Origin of the sequence: Lacticaseibacillus casei DSM 20011 = JCM 1134 = ATCC 393 (genome assembly GCF_000829055.1) — a bacterium.
Lineage (GTDB): Bacteria > Bacillota > Bacilli > Lactobacillales > Lactobacillaceae > Lacticaseibacillus > Lacticaseibacillus casei.
In genome coordinates, this window is record NZ_AP012544.1 from 1243821 (window position 1) to 1269415 (window position 25595).

Sequence of the window (25595 nt, forward strand, 5' to 3'; positions counted from 1 at the left end):
ACCCCTTTCCTTGGTGAAAGTATAGCATCAACAATCCGAAGCGTCTAGGCTCCTGCGCCGGTGAACGCGTTTTTGCGCAAGAAAGTCACAGACCGACCGGGCTTGGCCATTGCGACCAAGGTCCTTACACGCAGACTTCCGCGCCAGAGAACGCATTTAAAAGAAGAGACGTGCCTTGGCGCAGGTAGTTGAAAGTCGCCACCCTGTCAGTCAAGGATGCCAATATCTATCAAGTAAATTGCTGAAAATCAAATTATGAATATTAGTTGCATAAAAATGAATTTTAGCGTATAGTACGTTCTTGTAATCAAGGAGGGTATTATGAATCATTTGAAACGCTGGTTAGTCGCTTTGTTCGCAGTTTTTGCCGCAGTTGTGACCTTAAATATGCAAACTGTTCACGCTGATGACAGTTTGGCAAAGATTCAACAAAAGGGCACAATTGTCATGGGGACAAGCCCCGATTATGCACCTTATGAGTTTTTGGTGAATAAACATGGTAAGAATCAGGTTGTCGGCATGGATGTCGAGGTTGCCCGTAAAATTGCGAAAGATCTTGGCGTCAAGCTGGTGATTAAGCAGATGAATTTTAGTTCATTGCTGGTCGCCTTGCAGTCGGGCAAGGTTGATATGGTGCTTGCCGCAATGTCGCCAACCAATGCCCGCCGCAAATCAATTGACTTTTCCAACACGTATTATAAATCGGGCCAGGATATTATCATCAACAAAACCGATGCCAAGATTTATAAGGACCACAAAAGCTTCGCCAATAAAAAAGTCGGGGTCCAAAACGGAAGTCTTCAAGAAACCTTAGCTAAAAGCCAGATGAAATCAAGCACGACGCTGGGATTGACGAAGGTGACCGATTTAATCTTGGCGTTGAAGACGCATAAAGTGGCCGGCGTTGTGGCTGAGGGGGCGGTTGCTCAGGCGTATACGTCCAATGACGATTCACTTGTCGAAATCCCCGGACATTTTAATCTCTCCAGCGACACGATGGGGACGGCGATTGGGTTTGCCAAAGGATCCGATTCACTGGTGGCAGCGGCTAATAAGAGTCTGGCGGAGATCAAACAGAAAAAGCTGATTCCACAATATCTTAAAACCGCTGGCAGTTACATGAAGATGAATACCGAAGATACGAGTATGCTGCACTACTGGACTTATTTCCTTAAAGGGGTTGAGTACACCTTACTCATCAGTGCCATTGGGGCGTTCTTCGGGGTCTTGCTTGGTACGATTTTTGCCTTATTGCGGTTGAGCAAACACCGCCTGCCACATCTCATCGGGGTTGCTTACATCGAATTTGTTCGAGGCACGCCGTTGATGATTCAGGTCATGTTTGTCTACTTCGGGATCGGGATTTTTATCGACATTCCGGCACTGGTCGCCGGACTTATCGCGGTATCGCTTAATTCCGCTGCGTATGTGGCGGAGATTATCCGAAGCGGGATCGATAGCATTCCGGTCGGGCAAACCGAAGCAGCACGTTCGCTTGGGCTATCCGAACGGCAAACGATGACGAGCGTTGTTTTACCGCAAGCCATCAAGAATATCTGGCCGGCGTTGGGGAATGAATTTATCTCGCTGATTAAGGAAAGCTCCATTGTCTCCATCATTGGGGTCACGGACCTGATTTATCAGCTGACAGTGGTTCAAACCGCGACGTACAAAGGGGTTCAACCAATTCTGGTTGCCATGGTCCTTTACTTTGTCCTGACATTCGGGCTGTCCAAGCTCCTGAGTCATTTTGAAAGGAAGATGAATCATGCAGCATAAACCTTTAATTCAAATCAACCACCTGACCAAGAAGTTTGGTGACAATGTGGTTTTGAATGACATTAGCGAAACGATCAATCAAGGTGACGTAATTGTTGTGATCGGCGCATCCGGCGGCGGGAAAAGTACCTTTTTGCGTAGCCTGAATCTGCTTAATCGGCCGACACAAGGCGAGATCCTGTTTGAAGGCACCAATTTGGTTGATCTCAGCGAAAAGCAGCTTGACAACGTCCGAGAAAAAATGGGCATGGTGTTCCAAAGCTTCAACCTTTTCCCGAATATGACGGTTTTGGAAAATATCAAGCTGGCGCCGTTAAAAGTCAAAACCGTGACGGATGAAGAAGCAACCAAAACGGCCAAGGAACTTCTGGAACAGGTTGGCTTGGGTGAAAAGGCCGATGCTTACCCAGCCAGTCTTTCCGGTGGCCAACAGCAGCGGGTGGCCATTGCCCGGGCGCTGGCGATGCATCCGGATGTCATGCTATTCGACGAACCGACCAGTGCATTGGATCCCGAAATGGTCGGGGAGGTGCTCAAGGTTATGCAGGATCTTGCCAAAACCGGCATGACGATGGTGGTGGTGACCCATGAAATGGGCTTTGCCCGCAGCGTGGCTGACCAAGTATGGTTCATGGACGGCGGCAAAATTCTTGAAAAAGGCACACCTGAAGAACTGTTCGAACACCCCAAGGAAGCGCGGACGCAGGATTTCCTGTCCAAGATTTTGGCACAATAAGTTTTTATCTCATGACCTTATCCGGCATTTTCTGGGTAAGGTTTTTCTTTGGGTGGACGTAAGGTGCGCTAGCAAATAGCTTCACATTCGCGGCTGTACGTGGCAAGTGCGTCGCTTGCAATCTAATTTTAGAATCTTTATAATGTTAAGCGAACATTTGTTTTATAAGGAGATTACGATGGCATCAGCACACATTGAGCATAAATTATCGTTGCTGCCGGATCTGCCCGGCAGTTACCAGATGAAAGATATTAACGGGAAGATTATTTATGTCGGTAAGGCCAAAAATCTAAAGAATCGCGTTCGCTCTTACTTCAAGAGCTCACATGATGGCAAAGTAGCAGCGATGGTGGCACAGGTGGCTGATTTTGACTATATTGTGACCTCGACGAATAAAGAAGCGTTTTTGCTTGAAATCACGTTGATTCAAAAGTACCAGCCGTATTACAACATCAAGCTCAAAAAGGGGACTGGCTATCCTTACATCAAGATTACTCACGAGCGCGATCCAAAAATTGAAATCACCGGCACGATTCGCAAAGATGGCGGCTACTACTTCGGTCCGTATCCCAATGTTTATGCGGCGCAGGAAACGATGCACTTTATTCAAAAAGTGTACCCATTACGTCGGTGCAATGGGTATCAAGGACGGCCGTGTCTGTATTATCACATGGGTCAGTGTCTGGGCGCATGTTTTCGCACTGTACCGGAAAAAGAATATGCCGACCAGATTGCTCGGATCAAACGTTTCCTGAATGGTAACGTCAGCAAAGCCAAGGCCAGTCTGACGGCAAAAATGGAGCGGGCAGCCAAAAATCTGCAGTTCGAACGGGCGGCGGAGATTCGTGACCAGTTGTATTACATTGAACAGACCGTTGAAAAGCAAAAGATTATTTCGAATGACAATACCACGCGTGATTTGTTTAATTTCTATATGGACAAAGGCTGGATCAGCATCCAGGTCTTCTTCATTCGTCAGGCGCGGTTAATGAAGCGCGAATCGCGGCTTTTTCCGGTTGTCAACACGGCAAAAGAAGAGTTCGAATCCTTCATTTTGCAGTTTTATAGTCGCAAAAATAATGTCAAACCACATGAAGTTTTGGTGCCGGCAGGGTTGGATAATAAAGTGCTTGCTGACATCCTAGGTGTTCCGGTGCGTACCTCGCAACGAGGCGAGAAACGCGATCTGATGGCATTAGCCGCGAAGAACAGCCAAATCAAACTCGAAGATAAGTTTCGTTTGATGGAATTGGATAATCGCACAACAATCGGGGCTATGAAGGAATTGATGGCGGCGTTAAAGTTACCAATGGGCCATGTGGTTGAAGCTTTTGACCACAGTCATATTCAAGGTGCCGATCCGGTTTCTGCAATGGTTCAATTTGTTGACGGACAGCCAGTCAAGAACAACTATCGCAAATATAAGTTGGATGCTGACAAAACTCATAATGGTGCGGACGAAGCGGCGAATACGCGTGAGGTCATCCGGCGGCGATATACCCGGTTGTTAAAGGAACATGCGGCACTGCCAGATTTGATTTTGATGGATGGCGGCGAAATTGAAATGAATGCCGCCAAGGACGTTTTGGAAAATGAATTGAACCTCGATATTCCAGTTGCAGGGATGGTTAAGAATAACAAGCATAAGACGGCAGCGCTTCTGTTTGGCAATGCTGATCAAATGATTAATTTGGATCCGAAGTCACAGGGCTTTTATTTACTGGAACGCATCCAGGATGAGGTCCACAGGTTTGCAATTTCATTTCACCGTCAGTTGCATGCCAAGAACTCACTGGCATCGCGTTTGGAAGGCATCAAGGGTGTCGGTCCCAAGACCCGCCTGAAGTTGTTGCGTAAGTTTAAAACAATCACCAAAATCAAAGAAGCGCCGATCGAAGACATTCAGGAGCTTGGGATTTCCAAACGCGTGGCGCAGGCGTTGAAACTTTCGCTAACGGCTGATCCAACGCCAGCGCGTCGGGTTTAAGTCTTACTCAGAAAAATTGGATACAAAAAAATCGCAGCGATTTGTTTGTCGCTGCGATTTTTTATTTGAGCATCAATTAATGGTACAGGTTGAACCTGCGCTAAAACGAATCATTGATTCTCTTTAGCCACCGGGCGCCAGAAGCCAAGAATTAATGCGGCAATGACAGTCCCGATGATGAGTGACATGACGAACCCGAGTTTCTGATTTGTTAGCAGAAGGGCCACAATGCCGCCATGCGGTGCCGGAACGTTGACGTGCCAGAGCTGGGTTAAACCGCCGGCAATCGCGGAGCCAACAACGGAACTACCGATAATATGCACGGGATCGGTCGCGGCAAATGGAATCGCACCTTCAGTAATAAAGGTCAACCCAAGTGCATAGTTGGATAAGCCGGCATTACGTTCCTGCAACGTGAATTTCTTCGGGAAGAAGGTGGAGGCAACCGCAATGGCCAATGGTGGAATCATCCCGCCGATCATGACAGCAGCCATCCAACGGCCGTCTTTAAAGCCAGATGCCTGATAAACCCCGATGGCAAACGTGTAAGCAGCCTTGTTGAACGGGCCGCCCATATCGATACTCATCATGGCAGCCAAAATGACACCGATGAGAATGGCATTACCGGTTCCCATACCTTCAAGGAAACTGATTAACGCCCCGTTGATCGCGGCAAAGATCGGGTTGATGATGAAGAACATCAGCAGGCCCATAATGGCCAAGCCAATCACAGGATAAAGCAGGATGGTGCGCATGCCGTCCAGTGACTTCGGCATTTTGGCCAAGGCCTTTTTCAGACCAACGATCATCCAGCCGGCAGCAAACCCAGCAACCAGACCGCCTAAGAAACCAGCCGGATTCTGGGCCTTCACAACCGAAGCGGAAGCGACCGTTGCCATATAACCACCAACGAACCCAGGCATCAAGGCTGGTCGATCACCGATAGATTCAGCGATATACGCCGCTAGTACTGGGACCAGGAAGCTAAAAGCAAATGTCCCCAGATTATTAGTGAAGGTGAACCACATGGAAGTCTTACCCAACCATTGTTCAAGGATGAATGAGATCGCCATGATAATCCCGCCGCCGACAACGAATGGCAGCATGTTGGAAACACCGTTCATCAGGTCTTTGTAAATGCGATTCCAGAGGCTACCACCAGAAGTTTCTTCAGTATCAGAACTTTGTGCATCCGCACCGCTTGCGTGGAAGACCTGCCCCTGACCTTTAAGGGTTTCTTCGATTAATTCTTCAGGCTTTTTGATGCCATCGATGACAGGCCGGTTCAGCAACTTCTTACCGTTGAACCGATCCATCTCGACCTTTTTATCAGCAGCAACGATGACCCCGGTTGCTCGGTTGATATCGCTGTCGGTTAATTTATGCTTGATCCCTTCGGAGCCGTTGGTTTCGACTTTAATATCGACACCCATCTTCTCCGCAGTTTCTTTTAACGCAGCCTCCGCCATGTACGTGTGGGCGATCCCGGTCGGGCAGGCAGTGACAGCCACGATAAATGGTCGCTCTTTACGCTTTTCTTCTTTGAATTCGGCTTGCTTAGCGGCAGCATCTTTAGCTTCCTGTGCTTTTTCCGCTTCAGCCTCTTTTTTATCTTTAGCAACTTTTTCGGCTTGAGCCTTGCCGAATAAATCCAGTACCTCGTCCGGTGTTTTGGCTTGCTTCAAGTCCGCTACCAGTTTTGGATTGATTAAAAGGGAAGATAGGGCAGCCAGAGCGGCCAGATGTTCATTGTTGGCGCCTTCAGGGGCGGCAATCATGAAGAACAAATGTACCGGCTGGCCATCGAGCGCGTTAAAGTCAACACCCTTGGCACTTTTGGCAAAAAGTACCGTTGCCCGGGTAACGGCACTGTCTTTGGCGTGAGGCATCGCAATGCCTTCGCCAATCCCAGTGGTGGACTCGGCTTCACGTTTTAAAATATCCTGACGATACTCGTCGGCATCGGTTACAATGCCTTCTGCGTGATACTTGTCGACCATTTCATTGATCACAGCCTCTTTGGTGGTTCCTTTGAGATCCATGATCATGACATTTTTTAGTAGTAAGTCACGAATGTCCATTTTGTCCTCCTAAACTTCAGTGATGCTGATGGTTTGTTTAACAGCAGCGATTTTATCGGCAGTGGCAAGATCCTTGGAAAAGGCAGTCGCAGAACCGCACGCGATACCGACCTTGAAACTTTCCAAGGCGTCATGGGTTTGGGCAAACGTTCCGGTAAAGCCCGCCAGCATACTATCACCGGCACCGACCGAGTTGACGGCCGGCTGCTTTGGAACTGTCCCGAGCCAAGCATGATCGCGTTCAATCATCAAGGCCCCGGCACCAGCCATCGAAATCAAAACGTGCTGTGCCCCTTGATCCAATAAGCGGCGACCAGCCTTAATAATGGCATCATTGTCGGCATACGGCTTGTCGTTGAATAAGGCTGCGAGTTCATGATGATTGGGCTTGACGACCAGTGGATGATCCGGAAGCGTGTCCAGCAGTGCCTGGCCGGTGGTGTCAATAACAAAATCGGCTTGATGCTCGTGGATGGCCGGAATTAAGTCACGATAAAAAGTGGCCGGCAGCCCTTGTGGCAAACTGCCAGACATCACGACGACATCGCCGACTGCGAGTTTGGCTAGCTTTGCTTTAAAGTCGGCAATTTCATCATTGGTAATGGTTGGCCCGCTTGCGTTGAGTTCGGTTTCCGATTCAGCTTTGAGTTTGACGTTAATTCGGGTATCACCTTTGATCTTCGTGAAGTCACAAGGCATCGCGATGGCATCGAGTTGTTGTTGAATAAAAGTGCCGGTGAATCCCCCGAGAAATCCCCAAGCAGTTGTCGGCAAGCCAAGTGTCTGAAGAATTCGGCTGACATTAATGCCTTTACCGCCTGGCAGCTTAACCGCGTGAGTCAAACGATTGACGGCACCAAGGTCAAGTTGCGGCAATTCGATGACATAATCAATCGAAGGGTTGAGCGTAACTGAATAGATCAAGAATGAACCTCCTTAATATTTTGGAACCGGTGGTAACCTGCTGGCAGTCCTTGTAATGAACTGGTGAGAATCGTGACATCGCCAATGTCGGCGAATTTCACGAAACTGACCTGTTCGAACTTACTTGGATCGGCAAGAATCATCGGCTGACGTGCTTGATGAATCGCCAAGCGCTTGATCACGGCTTCTTCCGGATCAGGCGTGGTGTTCCCAAACTCAGGGTGAATACCATTCGTGCCGATAAAGGCAATATCGAAACGATAGTGATGAAGTGCTTCTGCAGTGGTAGCGCCAATAAGCGCTTTGGTTGCTGACTTAACCATGCCGCCAAGCATCAGTGTCGGAATTTGATAATCCGCCAGTAAAGAGGCATTATCAACACCGGTCGTGATCACCGTCACCCCAAGGTCAGCCAGAAAAGGGATGAGTTGGGCTGTCGTGGTCCCGGCGTCCAGGAAAACCAGATCATCCTGTTCGACTTGGTGGGCGGCGGCGCGAGCAATAGCTTGTTTGGCGCGTAAATTTTGGGTCGACTTGCTGGCCACATCGGGTTCGTCGCCAAGGCCGTTAATTCGTTTGGCACCGCCGTGAATCCGTTTAAGTTCGCCCGCTGCTTCAAGTTCGTCCAAATCTCGCCGAATGGTTGATTCTGACGCATCCAAAGCCGCCATTAACGCTTTGGATTTGACGACAGTATGCTGTTGTAACTGGCTAAGAATGTATTGTCGCCGTTCTTCTGTAAGCACTTTCGTTTCACCTCGCTCTTCATTATACTGATGAAACGTTCAAAATCAACCTAAAACCGTTAAAAACATTCACAACGATCAAAAACAGGCTTGTTACAAGGGACTTTGCACTTTTTTCATTTGTTGTGCTTAAAGTACTTGTCCTACTGTCTGACGTGGTAAAATAAGAAAGACATGCGATCTGCTATGCGGATGGCGGGTTAACGGGTATAATTATAAATTATGTTTTTTCAGAAAGGGGATCGCCAATGTTTGTCGATCAGGTACAAGTAGAAGTTCAGGCGGGCAAAGGCGGTGACGGCATGGTCGCGTTTCGGCGTGAGAAATTCGTGCCGTTTGGCGGCCCGGCTGGAGGTGATGGCGGCCGTGGTGGTAGTATCATTTTATATGTCGATGAAGGGTTGCGAACCTTGATGGACTTCAGATACCAACGCCACTTCAAAGCGCCGGCCGGTGGCAATGGTCAGGGCAAGTCCATGTATGGGCGCGCAGCTGAAGATCGACGGATTGCCGTGCCAGCAGGAACCACGGTCACCGATGCCGATACTGGCGAAGTCCTCGGTGATTTGACGAAGCCAGGGCAAGAACTGGTTGTTGCCAAAGGCGGTCGTGGCGGGCGCGGTAATATTCATTTTGTGTCGCCCAAAAACACTGCGCCGGAAATTGCCGAAAACGGTGAACCCGGACAACATCGCTTCATTAAATTGGAGTTGAAAGTCCTCGCTGATGTCGGTCTGGTTGGGTTCCCGTCAGTCGGCAAGTCAACTTTATTGTCGGTGGTCACGCAGGCTAAGCCCAAGATTGCTGCGTATCAGTTTACGACATTAGTGCCAAACCTTGGCATGGTGCAGCTCGACGATGGCACCGATTTTGTCATGGCTGATTTGCCGGGTTTAATTGAAGGCGCCTCACATGGTGTCGGCCTTGGTATCCAGTTTTTGCGGCATGTTGAGCGGACGCGGGTTCTGTTGCATCTGGTTGAAATGGATCCGGAAAACGGCCGCGAACCGCTGGAAGATTATGACCAGATTCGTCGCGAACTAGGTGCTTATGATGAGAATATCTTAAAGCGGCCGGAATTAATTGTTGCGACGAAAATGGATCTGCCAGGTGCAGATGAAAGATTTGCTGAGTTTAAAGCAGCTTTGCTTAAGCGTGGCATTGATCCAGCCAATATTTTTGAAATTTCCAGTCTGACGCATCGCGGGGTCATGCCGTTAATGCATCGCACCGCGCAAGTGCTGAAAACCGCACCACAATTTGAACCGAAACAGGAAAACGTTAAAACCGCCGATTACAAGTTTGCTCCTGAACCGGCCTTGAAGGTGACGCGGGATAGCGATGGCACCTTTGTTTTAACCGGTGAAAAAGTGGAACGCGCGTTTAAGATGGCGAATCTTGATCACGAAGATGGCGTCATGCGGTTTGCGCGGCAGTTACGGAGTATGGGTGTTGACGATGCGCTGCGCGAAGCAGGTGCGCAAAGCGGCGATTTAGTTGCGATTGATGATTTTACCTTTGAATTTGTTGAATAATCTCCAGTGAACTAGCTGGGAGCAGTAATCTTTTTAAAGAATGGTGGGGCCTCAATTGAAACAGACGCGTAGACGAAAGCGCCGGTATATTCATGGATTTGACGGTTTACGGACAATTGGTGTCATTGGTGTTATCCTGTATCATTTGCGTCCCGAATTATTTCGGGGTGGTTACCTAGGTGTCCCGATCTTCATGGTTGTGTCCGGTTATTTAATTACGGATGGCTTATTGATCGAGTTTAATCGCAATGGGCGAATTGATTTTAAGAGTTTTTTCATTCGGCGATTTAAACGTCTTTATCCGGCACTCATTACCGTTTTGTTTGGAACTGCAGCTTATATCACGCTTTTTTCGCAAAATCTCCTGCACAATCTGCATATGATGGTGTTGACCAATTTACTTTATGTCTATAATTGGTGGCAGATTTTGAACGGTCAGTCTTATTTTGCGCGCTATGCTAACGGCGAATCGCCTTTCACTCATTTATGGACGCTCTCAATTGAAGGACAGTATTATTTAGTCTGGCCATTTCTGGTTTTAGGTTTGCTGCTGTTAGTCAAAAACCGCCATCAGATCGCCAATATTGTCTTGATTTTGGCAGCAGCCAGCGGGGCGTGGATGGCCATCTTATATATGATGACCGTTGCGCACACGTCACCTGCTGCCTTTGATCCGAGCCGATTGTACTATGGTACCGACACACGGGCGTTTTCGATTTTGCTCGGTGCCGCCTTAGCGTTCATTTGGCCAAGTGGTCGGCTTTCGGAGCATTTACCGCGAAAGTGGGTGGTTAGTCTCGATTTAATGGGAACGGTGAGCTTCGTTGGTTTATTAGCCATGGTCTTCACGGTTGACGGCCAAAGCAGCTTTCTTTATGAAGGCGGCATGGTGCTGTTCTCCATTTTGACGACGATTCTGGTTGCGGTTGTTGCCCATCCGGCGGCGCATTTTGATCGCCTGCTGAGTAATCCATTGTTTAGCTATATCGGTAGTCGCAGTTATGGCTTGTACCTTTACCAATTTCCGGTCATGATTTTCTGGGAGAATCGTTTCCGCAACATTGCCGATCATCCGGTTTTGTATCCGGTGATTGAAGTCGTCTTAATCGTGGCGATCTCCGAGGCTTCGTATCGATGGATTGAGCAACCAGCGGCGCATTTTGACTATCATAAAACCTGGGCGTTTATCAAGGGGTTGGCCGATCCGAAGAAACGTATGGGCAAGGCGCGTTGGATCAGCTATGCAGCGTTGGTCATTCTGGCGATTGGCAGTGTTGGTTTAGCCAAGGCACCATCAGCTAAGGCGGTTGGCGACGACTCGCCGCTGGCCAAACAACTTAAGAAACGCGCGGAATCGCCTAAGGAAAAGGCCAAGCGTCTGGAAGCCATGCGTTCTAGCTTAGCCGAAGAGCGTAAAGAAGCCAAAAATAAAACTGAACAAAAATCGCGATCCCGTGCACAGGAGTCGAAGTATGCTTCGCAAGCCAAGGCCCATCCGGTTAACCAAGAGTATGAACAATATGGCTTAACCCAAATCGAATTGCAACGGGCCCAGGATCTGGGATTAACCGCGATTGGCGACTCAGTCATGCTTGACGGGCAAGAGGGCCTACAGAAGATTTTCCCTAAAGCAGTGATTGATGCGGCTGTATCTCGGCAAATGATCAATAGTATTGATCTGGTTCGCAGTTATGCGGAAAAAGGCGTGTTAGCGAACGTTGTGTTAATCGGTTTAGGCACCAACGGCCCATTTTCCGACGAACAGCTTGCTCAGATGATGCAGGCGATTGGTCCGGATCGGCAAGTCTTCTGGATTAATGTGCGGGTGCCAACGCGGGCATGGCAAAATGATGTCAATGGCAGGTTGGACGCTGCGCAAAAGCAATATAAGAATCTGACGGTGATTGACTGGTTCCGTAAATCTGATGGACATCCTGATTGGTTCTACAAGGATATGGTGCACATGAATCCAACAGGTAACCCGCAGTATGCGGCGTTTATTGCCAAGACCATTTTGGATAAAACCAAACAGTCAGCTGATTAACATTTTATTGAAGCTGGCGTCAACTAAACTGAGTTCCGGTAAGGGGTTGGAAAGCCAATCGTTCTTATCGGAACTTTCTTTTGCCTGTGCGCCGCTTTGCCAAAGCTAAGCAGCGTTATCCGCGATCAAACAAGGATAATTCTGCAGGACTTGTGGTAGACTACAAAGTGAAGTTTGACAGAATAGGAAGTATGGTATGGAAATTCAATTTTTGGGTACAGGCGCCGGTTCGCCTTCCAAAGTTCGCAATGTCAGCAGTCTGGCTTTAAAGCTGCTTGACGAACGCAATGAGGTTTGGCTATTTGATGTTGGCGAAGGTACCCAGCATCAGATTCTGCAGACCACGATTAAACCGCGAAAGATTGCCAAGGTGTTCATCACCCATTTGCATGGCGACCACATTTTCGGGTTACCGGGGTTTTTGGCGAGTCGCGCCAACCAAGGCGGCACTGATCCGCTCACGATTTACGGGCCGCCTGGCATTGAGGATTTTGTTAGAACCAGTCTGAAGGTTTCCCAGAGTCATTTGAGTTATGCCTTAAAGTTTGTGTTGCTGCGGCATCCGGGAACGGTTTTTGAAGATCAGACCTTTAAAGTCATTTTTGACCGACTTGACCATCGCATCACCAGTTTTGGGTTTCGGGTTGAGGAAAAGCCACATCCGTGTGAGTTGCTGATTGATAAGGTCCGGGCCGCTAAAATTCCGTCTGGACCGGTTTATGCCGAGTTAAAGGCAGGTAAACAGGTGACGTTGCCCGATGGCCGGACGTTTGACGGTCATGATTTTATCGGGCCAGCACAACCGGGCCGGATTGTGACGATTTTTGGCGACACCAGAAAATGCAGTCGCGCGTTGCCACTAGCAGCTGGTGCAGATGTTCTGGTTCACGAGAGTACTTTTGGCCCGGACGAAAGCCAGTTAGCCAAACAGTACTATCATTCAACCAATATTCAGGCTGCCGAGTTAGCCAAGCGCGCCGGTGTCGGCAAGTTGTTGCTGAATCACATTTCTGCGCGGTATCTTGGCCCCGGCGTTGCGATGTTAGAAAAAAGTGCCCAGCGTATTTTCCCCAATACCCACGTGGTGAAGGATTTTGAAGAAGTTAATATTCCGTTTGCCAGTCCCCAGTTGACGTCGGCGGGATCCGTTTAATAACCGGTTCTGTCAGCAAGCGACAATGGTGATTGGCTGAAAAGCAGTGCCGGCTTGAAGTGACAGTGGCTCAAGCGTGATTGGAACAGCAAAGCGTACAAGGAGGGAGCAGCATCGTGAAACAACACCTAACAGTAGTTATTTCTGGCGGATCAGCCGGATTGGGTAAAGCAATTGGGTTGGAAGCCGCCAAAAAAGGGGCAACGGTGGTTTTCCTGGCACGTAGACGTGACAAGTTACGTCAGGCTCAAGCAGAGGCAAGTTCACTTTCTGGTCGGCCAGCGTTTGCTTTTCCGGTTGATGTGGCTGATCCTGTCGCTATTGAAGCCGTCGTTGAGCGCATTCATGCCACCGTCGGATCTGTCGATGTGTTAGTCAACGCAGCCGGTTTTGGTCATTTTGAGAATGCGTTTGACACGGATATGCATTTGGTTGAACGCATGTTTCGCGTGAATGTTTTGGGAACCATGTACTTAACCAAGCTGCTGGGACGCGACATGGCGATTCGTGGCCAAGGACACATCATCAATGTCTCATCGATGGCCGGTAAAATTGCCACACCCAAGTCAGCTATTTATTCGGCGACAAAGTTTGCAGTGGTGGGTTATAGTAACGGACTACGACTGGAATTGAAGCCATTTGGGGTCACTGTGACAACCGTTAACCCGGGACCGATTGCAACCGACTTCTTCAAATCGGCTAGGGCATTGGACTACTTGGCCAGCGTTTCTTGGCTGGTATTGGATCCTGATAAACTGGCGCGGCGAATTGTTGCAACATTTAACCATCCGGTACGGGAAATCAATACACCTTGGTTGATGAATCTGGGTGCTGACTTGTATACTTTATTTCCACATATCGGCGATTGGTTAGCAGGCGGTTTGCTGAACAAAAAATAAAGGGGTGGCTTGAATGAAGGGTCAACAGCGATTTATTATCGGATTGGTACTTGCATTAATTTTAATTATTTTTGCGTTGCTAAATGGTCAAGGCGTTTCGGTTAACTTTTTTGGGATTCAGTTGGAGTGGCCATTGATCGTGATCATTGCGGTTTCTGTGTTAATCGGCGCAGTGGTCACCTGGTTAATTTCAACCAGTGCCGTTGCCAATGCCAAAAAACAGATTCGTGAATTGCAGCAGCGCATCACTGAATTGACGAAGGCGAACAAAGCCGAAAAGCCAGCGCCTAAACCGGTTCAGGCACCTAAGGAAGAGCCGGTTGATTCAACGAAAAAATAACGACAAAACGCGGATGATGCGATTCGCGTTTTTTATTCGATAATGTTTGACCTTTACTGACCAATATCGTAAAGTGGATTTGAAAACAATAAACAGTTAATGAACGGTTATGGAGGGATACGTGGATGAATCCAGATAATTTTACCCAAGCAGTTGCCGAGGCTTTAGGCGCTGCGCAGCAAATTGCCCAAGTGCGACATCATCAAGAAATTGACATTCCGCATGTCATGAAAAGTCTAGTCCAACCTAATCAGTTGGCTGAGCAGATTTATCGTGAAGCCGGCGTGAATGTTCAAGGACTGAATGCAGCCATTGAGGCGGCGCTTGAAGCTGAGCCAGTCGTGGAAGGCGCCAGTACTTATGGCCAAAGTATGTCCCAGAACCTGGCCCAATTATTGACAGACGCCAACACCGTCAAAGATGAATTCGGTGACACTTACATTTCGACTGAGGCGCTGTTGCTTGCGCTATATCAGCAACGCTATAACACAATTACCCAGTACTTACTCAACGATGCTAAAGTCGATGCCAAGAAGTTGCGTCAGGTGATCGACAAGATCCGTGGCGGGGAAAAAGTGACCAGCAAGAATGCCGAAGCCAACTACAAGAGTCTGGAGAAATACGGTACTGACCTCGTCAAAGAGGCTCGTAGCGGAAAAATGGACCCGATCATCGGTAGGGATGAGGAAATCCGCGATGTGATCCGAATCCTGAGTCGTAAAACCAAGAACAATCCGGTTTTGATTGGCGAACCCGGTGTCGGGAAAACCGCGATTGTTGAAGGCTTGGCCCAACGAATTGTTAAAAACGATGTTCCGGACAATTTAAAAAATAAAACGATTATTTCCTTGGATATGGGGGGTCTGGTAGCAGGTGCCAAATACCGTGGGGAATTCGAAGAACGGTTAAAGTCGGTTTTGAAAGAAGTCAAAAAGAGTGAAGGGCAAATCATTCTTTTTATTGACGAAATTCATAACATCGTCGGTGCCGGTCGCGCTGAGGGTTCCATGGATGCTGGCAACTTGCTTAAGCCAATGTTGGCGCGTGGTGAGTTGCATCTGATCGGCGCTACAACGCTTGATGAATATCGGGAAAATATTGAAAAAGACAAAGCCTTGGAACGGCGTTTTCAGCGGGTACTGGTGCAGGAACCCACAGTGGAAGACACAATCAGCATTTTGCGTGGCTTGAAAGAGCGTTTCGAGATTTTCCACAAAGTACGGATTCACGACTCGGCGCTTGTGGCAGCAGCAACCTTGTCGAACCGGTATATTACGGACCGGTTTTTACCGGATAAGGCGATCGATTTGGTCGATGAAGCGTGCGCAACGATCAATGTCGAAATGAACTCCCGCCCAACCGAACTGGACGTTGCTGAACGCAAACAGATGCAATTGGAAATCGAACAGCAGGCGTTGAAGAATGAAAGTGATCCGGCAAGTAAGAAGCGCCTAGAGAACGCTGATGCCGAATTGGCTAACTTGAAGGAAAAAACCAATAAGTTAAAGGCGCAGTGGGAAGCAGAAAAGAAAGATATCCGGCAGCTTAACGAGAAAAAGTCGGCAATTGACAAGGCTAAACATGAGCTGGAAGATGCCCAAAGCCGTTATGATCTAGAAACCGCGGCCCGCCTACAACATGGCACGATCCCCCAACTTGAAAAAGAGTTGCAAGCTATGGAAAACAACGATCGGCCCCAGTCCTGGTTAGTGCAGGAAAGTGTGACTGAAAATGAAATTGCGGCAGTGATTTCAAGGGAAACCGGCATTCCAATTGCTAAACTGGTTGAAGGTGATCGCCAAAAGTTGCTGCATCTGGCAGATAATTTACACAAACGCGTTATTGGCCAGAATGAAGCAGTCACCGCAGTTTCCGATGCGGTTTTGCGTTCGCGTGCCGGGTTACAAGACCCAAGCCGTCCGCTGGGCAGTTTCCTTTTCCTGGGGCCCACAGGTGTCGGGAAGACCGAACTTGCCAAAGCGTTGGCTGAGGATCTATTCGATTCGGAAAAGCACATGGTTCGCATTGACATGTCGGAGTATATGGAAAAAGCCAGCGTTTCCCGATTGGTCGGTGCCGCGCCGGGTTATGTCGGTTATGAACAAGGCGGGCAATTGACAGAAGCGGTCCGGCGTAATCCATATACGATTGTGTTGCTGGACGAAATCGAAAAAGCCAATCCGGATGTTTTCAATATCTTATTGCAGGTGTTAGATGACGGACGCTTAACGGATGGACAAGGCCGAACGGTTGATTTTAAGAACACGATTATCATTATGACTTCGAATCTGGGTTCGGAGTACCTTCTGGATGGCGTTCAAGCTGATGGCACCGTCAGTCAGCAGGCGAAGGATCAAGTGCGTCAACTGGTCAACAAGGCCTTCAAACCGGAATTTTTGAACCGAATTGATGACATTATCATGTTCCACCCGCTCTCACTGGATGATGTCAAACAAATTGCCGTTAAAGATTTGCATCAGTTGGGAACCCGGTTGGCCGATCAGCAGATCACTTTGGATATGACGCCAGAAGCACAGACTTGGCTGGCCGACAAGGGCTACGATCCGGCATTTGGCGCTCGGCCGCTGCAACGTTTAATCACCAGTGCCGTTGAAACGCCGTTGGCCAAAGAGCTCATTCGCGGCACCATCGAACCCGGTCAGGAAGTCGTGATCACTGTTGTCGACGATCAGTTGCAATTTAAAGCCAAGCAGGTCGCAGCCAAGGCGTAAGCTTGCAACAGCTGAATTATTCTGTAAAGACCCTTGCCTTGACGCCGCTTTTCATGTATGATTAGCGTTGCTGTGACAAAACAAGTTTCTGTCCACGCGTGACGATGATCGGACTTGCATTTTGATCATCGACCGTATAAAGTAGTTTAGAAATCTTACTAAAAAAGGGGTTTTCCGCTCATGGCAGTTCCAGCACGCAGAACGTCAAAGACCAAGAAGCGTATGCGCCGCGGTCACATTAAGTTGAATGTGCCTAACTTGCAATTCGATGCAGCAACCGGCGAATACCGCGTTTCCCACCACGTTTCACCTAAGGGTTATTACAAGGGTGCCCAAGTGGTCAAGAAGTCTGACGATAACGCAAATGCATAATAAAAAGCCAACACATCATCGGTGTTGGCTTTTTTGTTGTGAGCGCGTTATAGAAAGCGAAAGCCGACCATACACTTGCCCATAATAGAACAACGCTTCCTGCTAACGCTACTCTGGCCATTGCGTCTGAGGCCCTTATGTGCAGTTCTGCGCCAATGAGCACGTCACTAAACGCAAGAATCACTGAAACCCATGCATAGATAGCCCCCTATAAATAATCAGATCTTTAGAAATTAAATAAATACAGGACAAATAGCATAGTAGATATTCAACTATTGAACCATTGAACATTTGGTTATCAAAACTAACTGTCATGATATAATGTAGCTAAAACGAGGTGCAATATGGCTGATAACAAAAAATTTGCTGACTACCTGCGACAACTTCAAGAAGCACAGTTTCCGCGCTGGGCCGATTTACCCCAATTTGATCTTTACATGGATCAGGTTATTCAATATGTGAATGACATTGTATCACCGCTTGGTTTTGGTGAGATCACATCGACCATGGTGAACAACTATGTCAAAAAAGGGGTGATTAAGGCGCCAATCAAGAAAAAATACCATCCGGAACAATTGGCGAATATTTTAGTGATTGCCATGTTGAAACCGGTTTTTGCGTTGGACATGATTGCAAAGGGGATCCGTTTTGCCAAAGAAGATCGACCAGTCGCTCAAGCGTATGACACCTTTATCCTTACATTTGTCAGTGCCATTGAGCAGGCAAACTCAGATTTTAATGATGCCTTGACCATTAACCGGGTTAATAAACCAGACACCACGGCGACTCAGCATGCAGTGGTGACATTAGCGATTAATGCGGTTTTGCAAAAGCTGATGGTTGAAAAAATGCTGGAACTCGAAGAAACACCGGCGCCAAAGGAAGGAAAAAAGGCATGAAACTCACGATATTGTCGACCAGCGATACCCATGGTTTTGTTCTGCCGACTAATTATGTCAAACGTCAGCAGGACCTGCCTTTCTCCCTTGCCAAAGCCAAGACGGTTATGGATGCGCAAAAAGCTGCTGCCCCAGGTCCGGTTTTGACGATTGAAAATGGCGATTGGCTGCAAGGCTCGCCATTAGCGTATTATGTCGCCAAGATTAGTCGCCAGCCGGAGCAGATTACACAAATTTACAACGCGGTTGGTTATGATGCGGGCATCATCGGCAACCATGAGTTTAACTATGGTGCCGACTATTTACGGCAAGCGTTGGCAACGCTGAATTATCCAACGTTGAATGCGAATATTACCCGTGATGGTAAACCCACTTTTGGTGCTCCTTATCAAATTTTTGAACGGGACGGGGTCAAAATTGCTGTTCTTGGCTTGACAACTTCCTATATCCCGCACTGGGAGGCACCTAAAAATATTGCCGGGCTTCAATTTCAGGATGTAATCACGACGGCGAAGTATTATGTGCCGCGTTTACGACAGCAGGCAGATGTTGTCATTGTGGCCTATCATGGCGGTTTTGAGCGGGATTTAAGAACCGGGCAGCCTACCGAACGCTTAACTGGTGAAAATGTGGGTTATGCGTTGACGCAGATTCCTGGAATCGATGCGTTGATTACGGGCCATCAACATCGCCAGTTGGCCGCAACTGTTAACGGCGTTCCGAGTACGCAACCAGGCTATCGCGGCGAAGCAGTCGGTAAAATCACTTTAACCCTGACCCCAACTGCAACTGGTTATCAGGTGACCAATAGCAAAGCGGTTTTGGTTAATGCCGGTGCTTCGGCTGCCAGCGAAGCCATTGTGGACATTGCCAAGCCGCTCAATCAAGTTGTCGAGACTTGGCTTGATCAGCCATTGGCAAAAGTCAAAGGGGACATGCGGATTCGGGATCCGTTTGCGGCGCGGGTGCATGAAACCCCTTATATCGAGTTTATTCAGCGAGTACAAATGGCCAGTACCGGCGCCGATATTTCCGGTACCGCTTTGTTTAATAACGAAGGCCGCGGTTTCGGTGCGACCATCACGATGCGCGATATCGTGACCAACTATATCTATCCTAATACACTGGCTGTCTTGCGCTTGACGGGTGCGAATCTTAAAGCTGCATTAGAACAATGTGCGACCTACTTTTCATTGACTGCTGATGGTCAGTTGACAGTGACACCGCGATTCGAGCGTCCTAAGCCGCAACATTATAATTATGATATGTATCAGGGCATCGATTATACGTTGGACATTCACCAGCCAGTCGGTCAACGCGTGACCAAACTGACGTACCATGGGCAACCAGTGATAGCAGCGCAAACTTATGATATTGCCGTCAACCAATACCGAGCAGCTGGTGGTGGTAATTTTGCTATGTTTGGACCGGAAAAGATCATTCGCGAAAATCAAAAAGATATGACCGAATTGATTGCTGATTATTTGAAAGTTCATCCGGATTTAGAAGCAGTGGCAGATCATAATTTCATTGTCTTGCCGTCAATGTGACACTGAGTCATATTTTGCTTGTCAAGTGCCCAGTGAACGCTTATGCTGATGGACGTCATTAATTGAGATCAAGTGAAGGGAATGTTCCGTCATGAAGTTTTGGAAATACGGTCTGATTGGTCTATTGGCATTATTGCTGGTAGGCTGCGGGCAGCAATTAAGCACCACAAAAACAACTTACGGCCGCGATGGGCTAGTTGCAACGGTCAAGGGCAATGCCAGTGGCGTCAAACGCGTCAGTTACACCAGTGACGCTGGCAAAGGAAGCGTGCCGGTTAACAGTGGCACGTTTGTCATCGATGTACCGATCACCGATAAGGCACAGAAGGTTAACCTCAAGGCGGGTTCACTCAAAACCAACGTTACGGTCAAAGCAGGCAAGTCATTAGGGAATTACGCCGATATTGCAACTAAATTCAATCAGATGCTGACAGTATCGAGTCTTTCAAAAGCTGATCAAGCTAAACTGAAACAAGGACAGGCAGCAGCGGCTGCGCTCCAAAAAAATGCGGCTGGCATGACCCCTGCAGAAAAAATGGCGGCCGCACAACAGGCACAGGCACTTAAAACACTGATGGCACAGGCCACGGCCAGTACAAAGGCAAATCAATTGCCAACAACGGCCAAAACTGGCATTCAGTCCATCTTAAAAACCGCTGACATTAATTATCGCGCGAGTGTTGCGCATGGCAAGGCAATGGGCTTTGCTGTTATTGTGCCGTTATCGGTTCTCAAGGACAGCAAGAAGATGCAGGCCTTCGCAACTGATTTCGGGCTCCTCAGTACGGCGGTCGGTGCCAATGCCAAAACCGTTTTCTCGCACTTCAAGAAACTGACAAAAGATGCTAAATCTAAGAACAACGCCACAACGATTAGCACGATTAAGAGCAACGGTGTGCATTTTGACGTTGGCTATTCAACCACCGCTTTGTACCTTTACGTCACAAAGTAGTTCAACCAAAATTGTTGAATGGCTGGTTCCACGCGCACTGATCATGTAGTTTGGGGTCCAACTGAACATCGAAATTTAGAGATCATGAAAATAGCACCTGAGGGCAGCTAATACGAAGGCCGTCTCCAGGTGCTTTTTTGGGATACTGATCTGTCAAGCGTGTTCAATTGGCACGTTGTAGTTTAATGTTCTGGTTTTCCTGCTGACTTGGCAAAGTGCTGCATAACCGGCGGGAAGAAAAATAAAATCACGATGAAAATAACACTAACGATCGCGCTTGTTTTAGGATCGTAACTGCTGCCGCTCAAGGCGCCGACCAGGAAGCCGACAACTTGGCCGAGGATCAGGCCCCAGACGATGGTAGGTAGATACCGCATGAAATCCCTCTTTTCTGTCGTCATCTTACCACGACTCTTGACGAAATCAACTGAAATTGTGACAATTTTCAGTATAATAGGGGTGAGGTGGCAAGATGACGTTTACCCAATTACAGGTTCATAGCAATTATACCCTATTACACAGCCCATTGGCACTGCCTGATTTGATTCAGGCAGCCAAAACAAGGGGTTACACGGCCATTGCCTTAACCGACACCAATGTGGTTTACGGTCTGGTCGAGTTTTATCGCCAGGCAAAAGCTGCAGGGCTAAAGCCGTTGCTAGGCATGCAGATTGATATTGACGATGCCCGCTTGTTAGTCATTGCCGAAAACAATACGGGCTATCACCAACTCCTGAAATTATCGACGCAAATCATGCTGGCGAAGACACCGGTTAAGTTTGCTGATTTATTACCGCTGACTGGGTTGGCCGCCATTGCGCTGCCGGATTCGCCATTTTCGGAGGCTGTTACGACGCATCACGATGAGCAGGCAATGGCGTTTTTAACGGCTTTAAAAGCCAAGCAGCCGGCTTCCGTTTATGTCGGTGTGGATGAGGCGCGTCTTGACAGTGCTATTCCGGCGTTTATCGCAGCGCACCAGCTTGAACCGCTGGCATTGGGCAATGTTCTTTATCGTGACCCAACCGATGCCTTTACGCAAAAAGTCATGGTTGCCATTGATGAAGGCAGCCAATTAAACTTTCGTGATCCGGTTTTAACCGATGCCGGTGAAGCTTGGTTAAAACCGCCAACAGACGCTGCTGCACCGTTTGCAGCGGCTGGGCTACAGACAGCGGTGGATCATACCGCTGACATTGCCGCCCGTGCCGATGTCACCATTGACTTTAAACAGCCTCAGCTGCCGCATTACCAGACGCCGGATCAGATACCATCGAAAGATTATTTGACCCAACTGGCTAAATCCGGTCTTGACGCTCGTTTTCATGGCCAGCCGATTCCAGAAGCCTACCAGAAACGTTTGCAATATGAGCTGCATGTCATTATCGAAATGGGCTTTGCCGATTATTTTCTGGTGGTTTGGGATGTGATGAATTATGCGCACAAGGTGAACATCATGACCGGCGCCGGACGTGGCTCGGCGGCTGGCTCGTTAGTGAGTTATGCGCTGGCCATTACCGAAGTCGATCCGATTGAATATAATCTGCTGTTCGAACGATTTTTGAATCCGGCACGGGCGCAGATGCCGGATATTGATCTGGATATTCCAGACAACCGCCGCGGCGAGTTAATTCAGTATGTGCACGACAAGTATGGCGAGAATCACATGGCTCAGATCATTACTTTTGGAACATTCGGGGCCAAGCAGGCGATTCGTGATGTTGCGCGGGTATTTGGCTTAAGTCAGTTTGAAAGTAACACATGGAGTAAGGCAATCCCTAATTTGTTTCACATTGATTTGAAGACAGCTTATGAGCAAAGCCAGCCGCTCAAGAATTTGGTTGCCGACTCACCCAAAAATCGGATGCTGTTTCAAACCGCACTAGCTTTAGAAGGGTTGCCGCGGCATTACTCCACGCATGCGGCGGGTATCGTGCTGTCAGAAGAGCCACTAACCGATACCGTGGCCTTGCAGCCCAGTGGTGACGGACTCGAACAAACTCAGGTTCCCAAGGATGACGTTGAAGCGTTAGGCTTGTTGAAAATGGATTTTCTGGGACTGAAGAACCTTAATATTTTGGCCGCTGCCAGCCATTTTGTGGCGCGGGATACCGGCAAGCCGTTTGATCCCAAGACCATTCCGCTGGACGACAAACCGACGTTAAACTTGTTTGCGCGAGGCGATACCAATGGAGTTTTCCAGTTCGAGTCGTCTGGCATCAAAAATGTCTTGCGAAAATTGCACCCGACTGCATTTGAAGACGTCGTTGCGGTTAATGCCTTGTATCGACCCGGGCCAATGGAAAACATCGACACTTTCATTGCTCGCAAAAACGGCCAGGAGCCGATTGCCTACCCAGATCCGGCGCTGACCGAAATCCTCAAGCCGACCTATGGCGTGCTCGTTTATCAGGAGCAGGTCATGCAGGTTGCCAACGTTATGGGCGGCTTCAGTCTTGGCGAAGCGGACTTGTTACGACGAGCGATGAGCAAGAAAAAGTCCGCAGTGCTGGCAGCCGAACAGGACAAGTTTATCGAAGGCGCCGTTAAACAGGGATTCCCTGAAGAAACGGCCAAAACCGTTTACGCCTACATTGATCGGTTTGCAAATTATGGCTTCAACCGTTCACATGCTGTTGCGTATAGCAAGGTTGCCTTTTGGCTGGCTTATTTAAAAGTTCATTATCCGGCAGCGTTTTTTGCCGCCTTGATGAATGCCAGCATGAACAATCTGCCAAAACTGCGTACCTACGTTCAAGAAGCCAAGGCCCGGAAAGTCGGTTTGCTAGGCCCTGATATTAATGCCAGCAATGGCGGTTTTAAATTAAGCCAAGGAAAAATTCGTTTTGGCCTGTCGTCCGTCAAAGGGATGCGCCGCGACTTTAGCGAAGCCATTTTTACCGCGCGTCAAAATGGCCCATTCAAAAACTTACGCGATCTTTTACAACGACTGGATCCTAAGTGGTTGAAAGCTGACAACTTTAAATCATTGATTCTTGCCGGGGCATTTGATACGTTTGATGCGAATCGGGCGCAGACACTGGCTAATCTGGACGAGTTGATTAATTCTGTTAAATTGGCAGGCAACGACGTCGAGCTCTTTTCGATGTTGGCGCCTAAAATAATCAAAGTGCCGGAAATGTCCGCCAGTGAGCGGCTTGAAGCCGAAGCGGAGGTTCTTGGGGTTTATCTATCCGGACATCCGGTTGATAAATATGCGCCGTTGAAAACCCAATATACCTTGGCGAGCGTCAGCGATCTGAAGGAAGGGCAGACGGTGAACATTTTGCTGCTGGTGCGGCATATCAAACGAATTCGGACGAAAACAGGTAAACCGATGGCCTTTGTGGACGGCCAGGATGCAACCGGCAATGTGTCACTGACAGTTTTTCCGAACCTGTATCCGACGATCGAAGACTTAACCACGGATATGGTGGTATTCGTGAACGGGCGCGTGGAAAAGCGTAATGATGATTTGCAGCTGGTGGTAAATCGGATTCAGGATGCACAACCGTTATTAGCTAGCCTGCCAAGTGCCGAATTATTCATTCGGCTGGACGCGAAGGATACGACTTTGCGAACCGATTTACTGAAAAAATTGCAAGCCGCTCATGGAACAACACCTGTTATCACTGTGGACACTGCTACTCGTGAAAGTATTTTGTTAGACAAGCGTTACTGGGTCAAGGCTGATACAACATTGGTGGAAGCCCTGAAGTCACAGTTCGGCGCCAACAATGTGGTCCTAAGAACGCGGCAGGAGTCCTAGAGAAAATTGAAAAATGTTCTCATTTTCAAGGACTTTGTTTCAGAAAAGTGGTAAACTCAATGAGTATTTGTGGTAGGACATATCGCAAAAGAATATGCATGAGGTGAAATAATGAAACGCATTGGTATTTTGACCAGTGGCGGCGATGCACCAGGCATGAACGCTGCGGTCCGGGCTGTTGCTCGCAAGGCGATGCATGAAGGCCTTGAAGTATACGGCATCAATTATGGCTTTGCCGGATTAGTTGCTGGCGATATTTTTAAAATGAGCGAGTCAACTGTCGGCGATAAGATTCAGCGTGGCGGGACCATGCTGTACTCGGCACGCTATCCGCAATTTGCTCAAGAAGAAGGCCAGTTGCGCGGGGTTGAACAGCTGAACAAGTTCGGGATTGAAGCATTGGTTGTCATTGGCGGCGATGGTTCTTATCACGGAGCTTTGGCATTGACCCGCCATGGTTTCAATACAATCGGCTTACCGGGAACGATTGATAACGATATTCCGTACACCGACTTTACGATCGGTTTTGATACTGCGGTCAATACCGTGGTTGAAGCGGTTGACCGGTTGCGTGATACCGCGGCTTCCCATGAACGTACCTTTGTTGTCGAAGTCATGGGTCGTGAGGCCGGTGACATCGCACTTTGGTCCGGTGTAGCCGGTGGCGCTGAAGATGTCATCATTCCGGAACACGACTTTGATGTTAAAAAGATTGCATCGAAGTTGCAAAGTTCCCGTGAACGCGGTCAGAAGCATGCGGTTATTTTGCTTGCTGAAGGCGTGATGCATGCCGATCAGTTTGCCAAAGAATTGGCAGCTTACGGCGACTTCCAGTTACGTGCAACGGTTCTGGGCCATATTGTCCGGGGCGGTGCACCATCCGCTCGTGATCGCGTATTGGCTTCACAAATGGGTGCTTACGCCGTTGAACTTTTGCTGGACGGCAAGGGTGCATTAGCAGTCGGCATTGAAAACAACAAGATCACGGCCCATGACGTCCGGACCTTGTTTGATGCTAAACACCACGCTGAACTTTCGCTCTACACCTTGGCGGAAGAGTTAACATTTTAATTTCTGTAAACAAACGACATTAACGT

19 protein-coding genes are annotated in these 25595 nt (G+C 48.4%); 15 read left to right on the forward strand and 4 right to left on the reverse strand.

Annotated elements, in window-relative coordinates; all coding sequences use genetic code 11:
- The first annotated feature begins 321 nt into the window (after positions 1-321).
- The 3 genes from LBCZ_RS06260 to uvrC all read left to right on the forward strand — a co-directional run bounded on the left by LBCZ_RS06260 (position 322) and on the right by uvrC (position 4502).
- Positions 322-1779 carry an ABC transporter substrate-binding protein/permease gene (locus LBCZ_RS06260; RefSeq protein ID WP_025012909.1) on the forward strand — a complete coding sequence of 486 codons (1458 nt, stop codon included), beginning with the start codon at positions 322-324 and terminating at the stop codon, positions 1777-1779.
- Positions 1769-2515: an amino acid ABC transporter ATP-binding protein gene (locus LBCZ_RS06265; RefSeq protein WP_010488519.1), complete on the forward strand. Its 747-nt coding sequence runs from the start codon at positions 1769-1771 to the stop codon at positions 2513-2515. Before LBCZ_RS06260 ends, LBCZ_RS06265 begins: the two co-directional genes overlap by 11 nt.
- Positions 2516-2693: 178 nt before the next feature.
- A complete protein-coding gene (gene uvrC / locus LBCZ_RS06270; RefSeq protein ID WP_025012910.1) occupies positions 2694-4502 on the forward strand; it encodes an excinuclease ABC subunit UvrC in 1809 nt (602 codons plus the stop codon).
- Between the two features lie 110 nt (positions 4503-4612).
- Here uvrC and LBCZ_RS06275 read toward each other — a convergent pair whose 3' ends face one another.
- Genes LBCZ_RS06275 through LBCZ_RS06285 form a run of 3 tightly spaced genes read right to left on the reverse strand, consistent with a single transcriptional unit; the run spans position 4613 to position 8253 of the window.
- Positions 4613-6583, reverse strand: coding sequence for a PTS fructose transporter subunit IIABC (locus LBCZ_RS06275; protein ID WP_039638981.1), 1971 nt, complete (start codon positions 6581-6583; stop codon positions 4613-4615).
- A 9-nt stretch (positions 6584-6592) separates the two neighbouring features.
- On the reverse strand, positions 6593-7507 hold the full coding sequence (gene pfkB / locus LBCZ_RS06280) for a 1-phosphofructokinase (RefSeq protein WP_025012911.1): 915 nt from the start codon (positions 7505-7507) through the stop codon (positions 6593-6595).
- A complete protein-coding gene (locus LBCZ_RS06285; RefSeq protein ID WP_010488501.1) occupies positions 7504-8253 on the reverse strand; it encodes a DeoR/GlpR family DNA-binding transcription regulator in 750 nt (249 codons plus the stop codon). The genes pfkB and LBCZ_RS06285 overlap by 4 nt, the downstream gene beginning before the upstream one ends.
- 248 nt (positions 8254-8501) lie before the next feature.
- Between LBCZ_RS06285 and obgE the strand changes: the two genes are divergently transcribed.
- From obgE to LBCZ_RS06335, 10 genes are all read left to right on the forward strand, one after another.
- Positions 8502-9788 carry a GTPase ObgE gene (gene obgE, locus LBCZ_RS06290; protein ID WP_025012912.1) on the forward strand — a complete coding sequence of 429 codons (1287 nt, stop codon included), beginning with the start codon at positions 8502-8504 and terminating at the stop codon, positions 9786-9788.
- A 40-nt stretch (positions 9789-9828) separates the two neighbouring features.
- Entirely contained in the window at positions 9829-11832 is a 2004-nt protein-coding gene (locus tag LBCZ_RS06295; protein WP_025012913.1) for an acyltransferase family protein, read from the forward strand.
- Positions 11833-12028: 196 nt separating this feature from the next.
- Entirely contained in the window at positions 12029-12985 is a 957-nt protein-coding gene (rnz, locus tag LBCZ_RS06300) for a ribonuclease Z (RefSeq protein WP_025012914.1), read from the forward strand.
- A gap of 113 nt (positions 12986-13098) precedes the next feature.
- Entirely contained in the window at positions 13099-13884 is a 786-nt protein-coding gene (locus tag LBCZ_RS06305; RefSeq protein ID WP_025012915.1) for an SDR family NAD(P)-dependent oxidoreductase, read from the forward strand.
- Between the two features lie 13 nt (positions 13885-13897).
- Positions 13898-14224 carry a LapA family protein gene (locus tag LBCZ_RS06310; RefSeq protein WP_010488491.1) on the forward strand — a complete coding sequence of 109 codons (327 nt, stop codon included), beginning with the start codon at positions 13898-13900 and terminating at the stop codon, positions 14222-14224.
- Between the two features lie 125 nt (positions 14225-14349).
- Positions 14350-16956: an ATP-dependent chaperone ClpB gene (gene clpB / locus LBCZ_RS06315; protein ID WP_025012916.1), complete on the forward strand. Its 2607-nt coding sequence runs from the start codon at positions 14350-14352 to the stop codon at positions 16954-16956.
- 180 nt (positions 16957-17136) lie between these two features.
- Positions 17137-17328 (forward strand): 50S ribosomal protein L32, encoded by a 192-nt coding sequence (rpmF, locus tag LBCZ_RS06320; protein WP_005686472.1) that lies wholly within the window; start codon positions 17137-17139, stop codon positions 17326-17328.
- A 344-nt stretch (positions 17329-17672) separates the two neighbouring features.
- Entirely contained in the window at positions 17673-18227 is a 555-nt protein-coding gene (locus LBCZ_RS06325; RefSeq protein ID WP_039638984.1) for a DUF1836 domain-containing protein, read from the forward strand.
- Positions 18224-19777 (forward strand): bifunctional metallophosphatase/5'-nucleotidase, encoded by a 1554-nt coding sequence (locus LBCZ_RS06330; RefSeq protein ID WP_025012917.1) that lies wholly within the window; start codon positions 18224-18226, stop codon positions 19775-19777. The genes LBCZ_RS06325 and LBCZ_RS06330 overlap by 4 nt, the downstream gene beginning before the upstream one ends.
- 91 nt (positions 19778-19868) lie before the next feature.
- Positions 19869-20729 carry a hypothetical protein gene (locus tag LBCZ_RS06335; RefSeq protein ID WP_025012918.1) on the forward strand — a complete coding sequence of 287 codons (861 nt, stop codon included), beginning with the start codon at positions 19869-19871 and terminating at the stop codon, positions 20727-20729.
- 182 nt (positions 20730-20911) lie between these two features.
- On the opposite strand, the gene LBCZ_RS06340 is transcribed toward LBCZ_RS06335, so the two are convergent.
- The gene (locus LBCZ_RS06340; RefSeq protein ID WP_010488470.1) at positions 20912-21106 is read right to left on the reverse strand and encodes a YjzD family protein; all 195 of its coding nucleotides are present in this window, start codon (positions 21104-21106) and stop codon (positions 20912-20914) included.
- A 95-nt stretch (positions 21107-21201) separates the two neighbouring features.
- Between LBCZ_RS06340 and dnaE the strand changes: the two genes are divergently transcribed.
- Positions 21202-24498: a DNA polymerase III subunit alpha gene (dnaE, locus tag LBCZ_RS06345; RefSeq protein ID WP_041084722.1), complete on the forward strand. Its 3297-nt coding sequence runs from the start codon at positions 21202-21204 to the stop codon at positions 24496-24498.
- A gap of 111 nt (positions 24499-24609) precedes the next feature.
- The gene (gene pfkA / locus LBCZ_RS06350) at positions 24610-25569 is read left to right on the forward strand and encodes a 6-phosphofructokinase (protein ID WP_010488465.1); all 960 of its coding nucleotides are present in this window, start codon (positions 24610-24612) and stop codon (positions 25567-25569) included.
- Positions 25570-25595: the final 26 nt, after the last annotated feature.

Bases quoted from the DNA above. Each gene is read 5' to 3' on its own strand.
- LBCZ_RS06325 (WP_039638984.1), top strand. From the start codon at position 17,673: ATGGCTGATAACAAAAAATTTGCTGACTACCTGCGACAACTTCAAGAA.
- uvrC (WP_025012910.1), top strand. From the start codon at position 2,694: ATGGCATCAGCACACATTGAGCATAAATTATCGTTGCTGCCGGATCTG.
- rpmF (WP_005686472.1), top strand. From the start codon at position 17,137: ATGGCAGTTCCAGCACGCAGAACGTCAAAGACCAAGAAGCGTATGCGC.
- LBCZ_RS06295 (WP_025012913.1), top strand. From the start codon at position 9,829: ATGGTGGGGCCTCAATTGAAACAGACGCGTAGACGAAAGCGCCGGTAT.
- pfkA (WP_010488465.1), top strand. From the start codon at position 24,610: ATGAAACGCATTGGTATTTTGACCAGTGGCGGCGATGCACCAGGCATG.
- dnaE (WP_041084722.1), top strand. From the start codon at position 21,202: ATGACGTTTACCCAATTACAGGTTCATAGCAATTATACCCTATTACAC.
- obgE (WP_025012912.1), top strand. From the start codon at position 8,502: ATGTTTGTCGATCAGGTACAAGTAGAAGTTCAGGCGGGCAAAGGCGGT.
- LBCZ_RS06260 (WP_025012909.1), top strand. From the start codon at position 322: ATGAATCATTTGAAACGCTGGTTAGTCGCTTTGTTCGCAGTTTTTGCC.
- LBCZ_RS06330 (WP_025012917.1), top strand. From the start codon at position 18,224: ATGAAACTCACGATATTGTCGACCAGCGATACCCATGGTTTTGTTCTG.
- LBCZ_RS06335 (WP_025012918.1), top strand. From the start codon at position 19,869: ATGAAGTTTTGGAAATACGGTCTGATTGGTCTATTGGCATTATTGCTG.
- LBCZ_RS06265 (WP_010488519.1), top strand. From the start codon at position 1,769: ATGCAGCATAAACCTTTAATTCAAATCAACCACCTGACCAAGAAGTTT.
- LBCZ_RS06310 (WP_010488491.1), top strand. From the start codon at position 13,898: ATGAAGGGTCAACAGCGATTTATTATCGGATTGGTACTTGCATTAATT.
- LBCZ_RS06340 (WP_010488470.1), bottom strand. From the start codon at position 21,106: ATGCGGTATCTACCTACCATCGTCTGGGGCCTGATCCTCGGCCAAGTT.
- clpB (WP_025012916.1), top strand. From the start codon at position 14,350: ATGAATCCAGATAATTTTACCCAAGCAGTTGCCGAGGCTTTAGGCGCT.
- rnz (WP_025012914.1), top strand. From the start codon at position 12,029: ATGGAAATTCAATTTTTGGGTACAGGCGCCGGTTCGCCTTCCAAAGTT.
- LBCZ_RS06275 (WP_039638981.1), bottom strand. From the start codon at position 6,583: ATGGACATTCGTGACTTACTACTAAAAAATGTCATGATCATGGATCTC.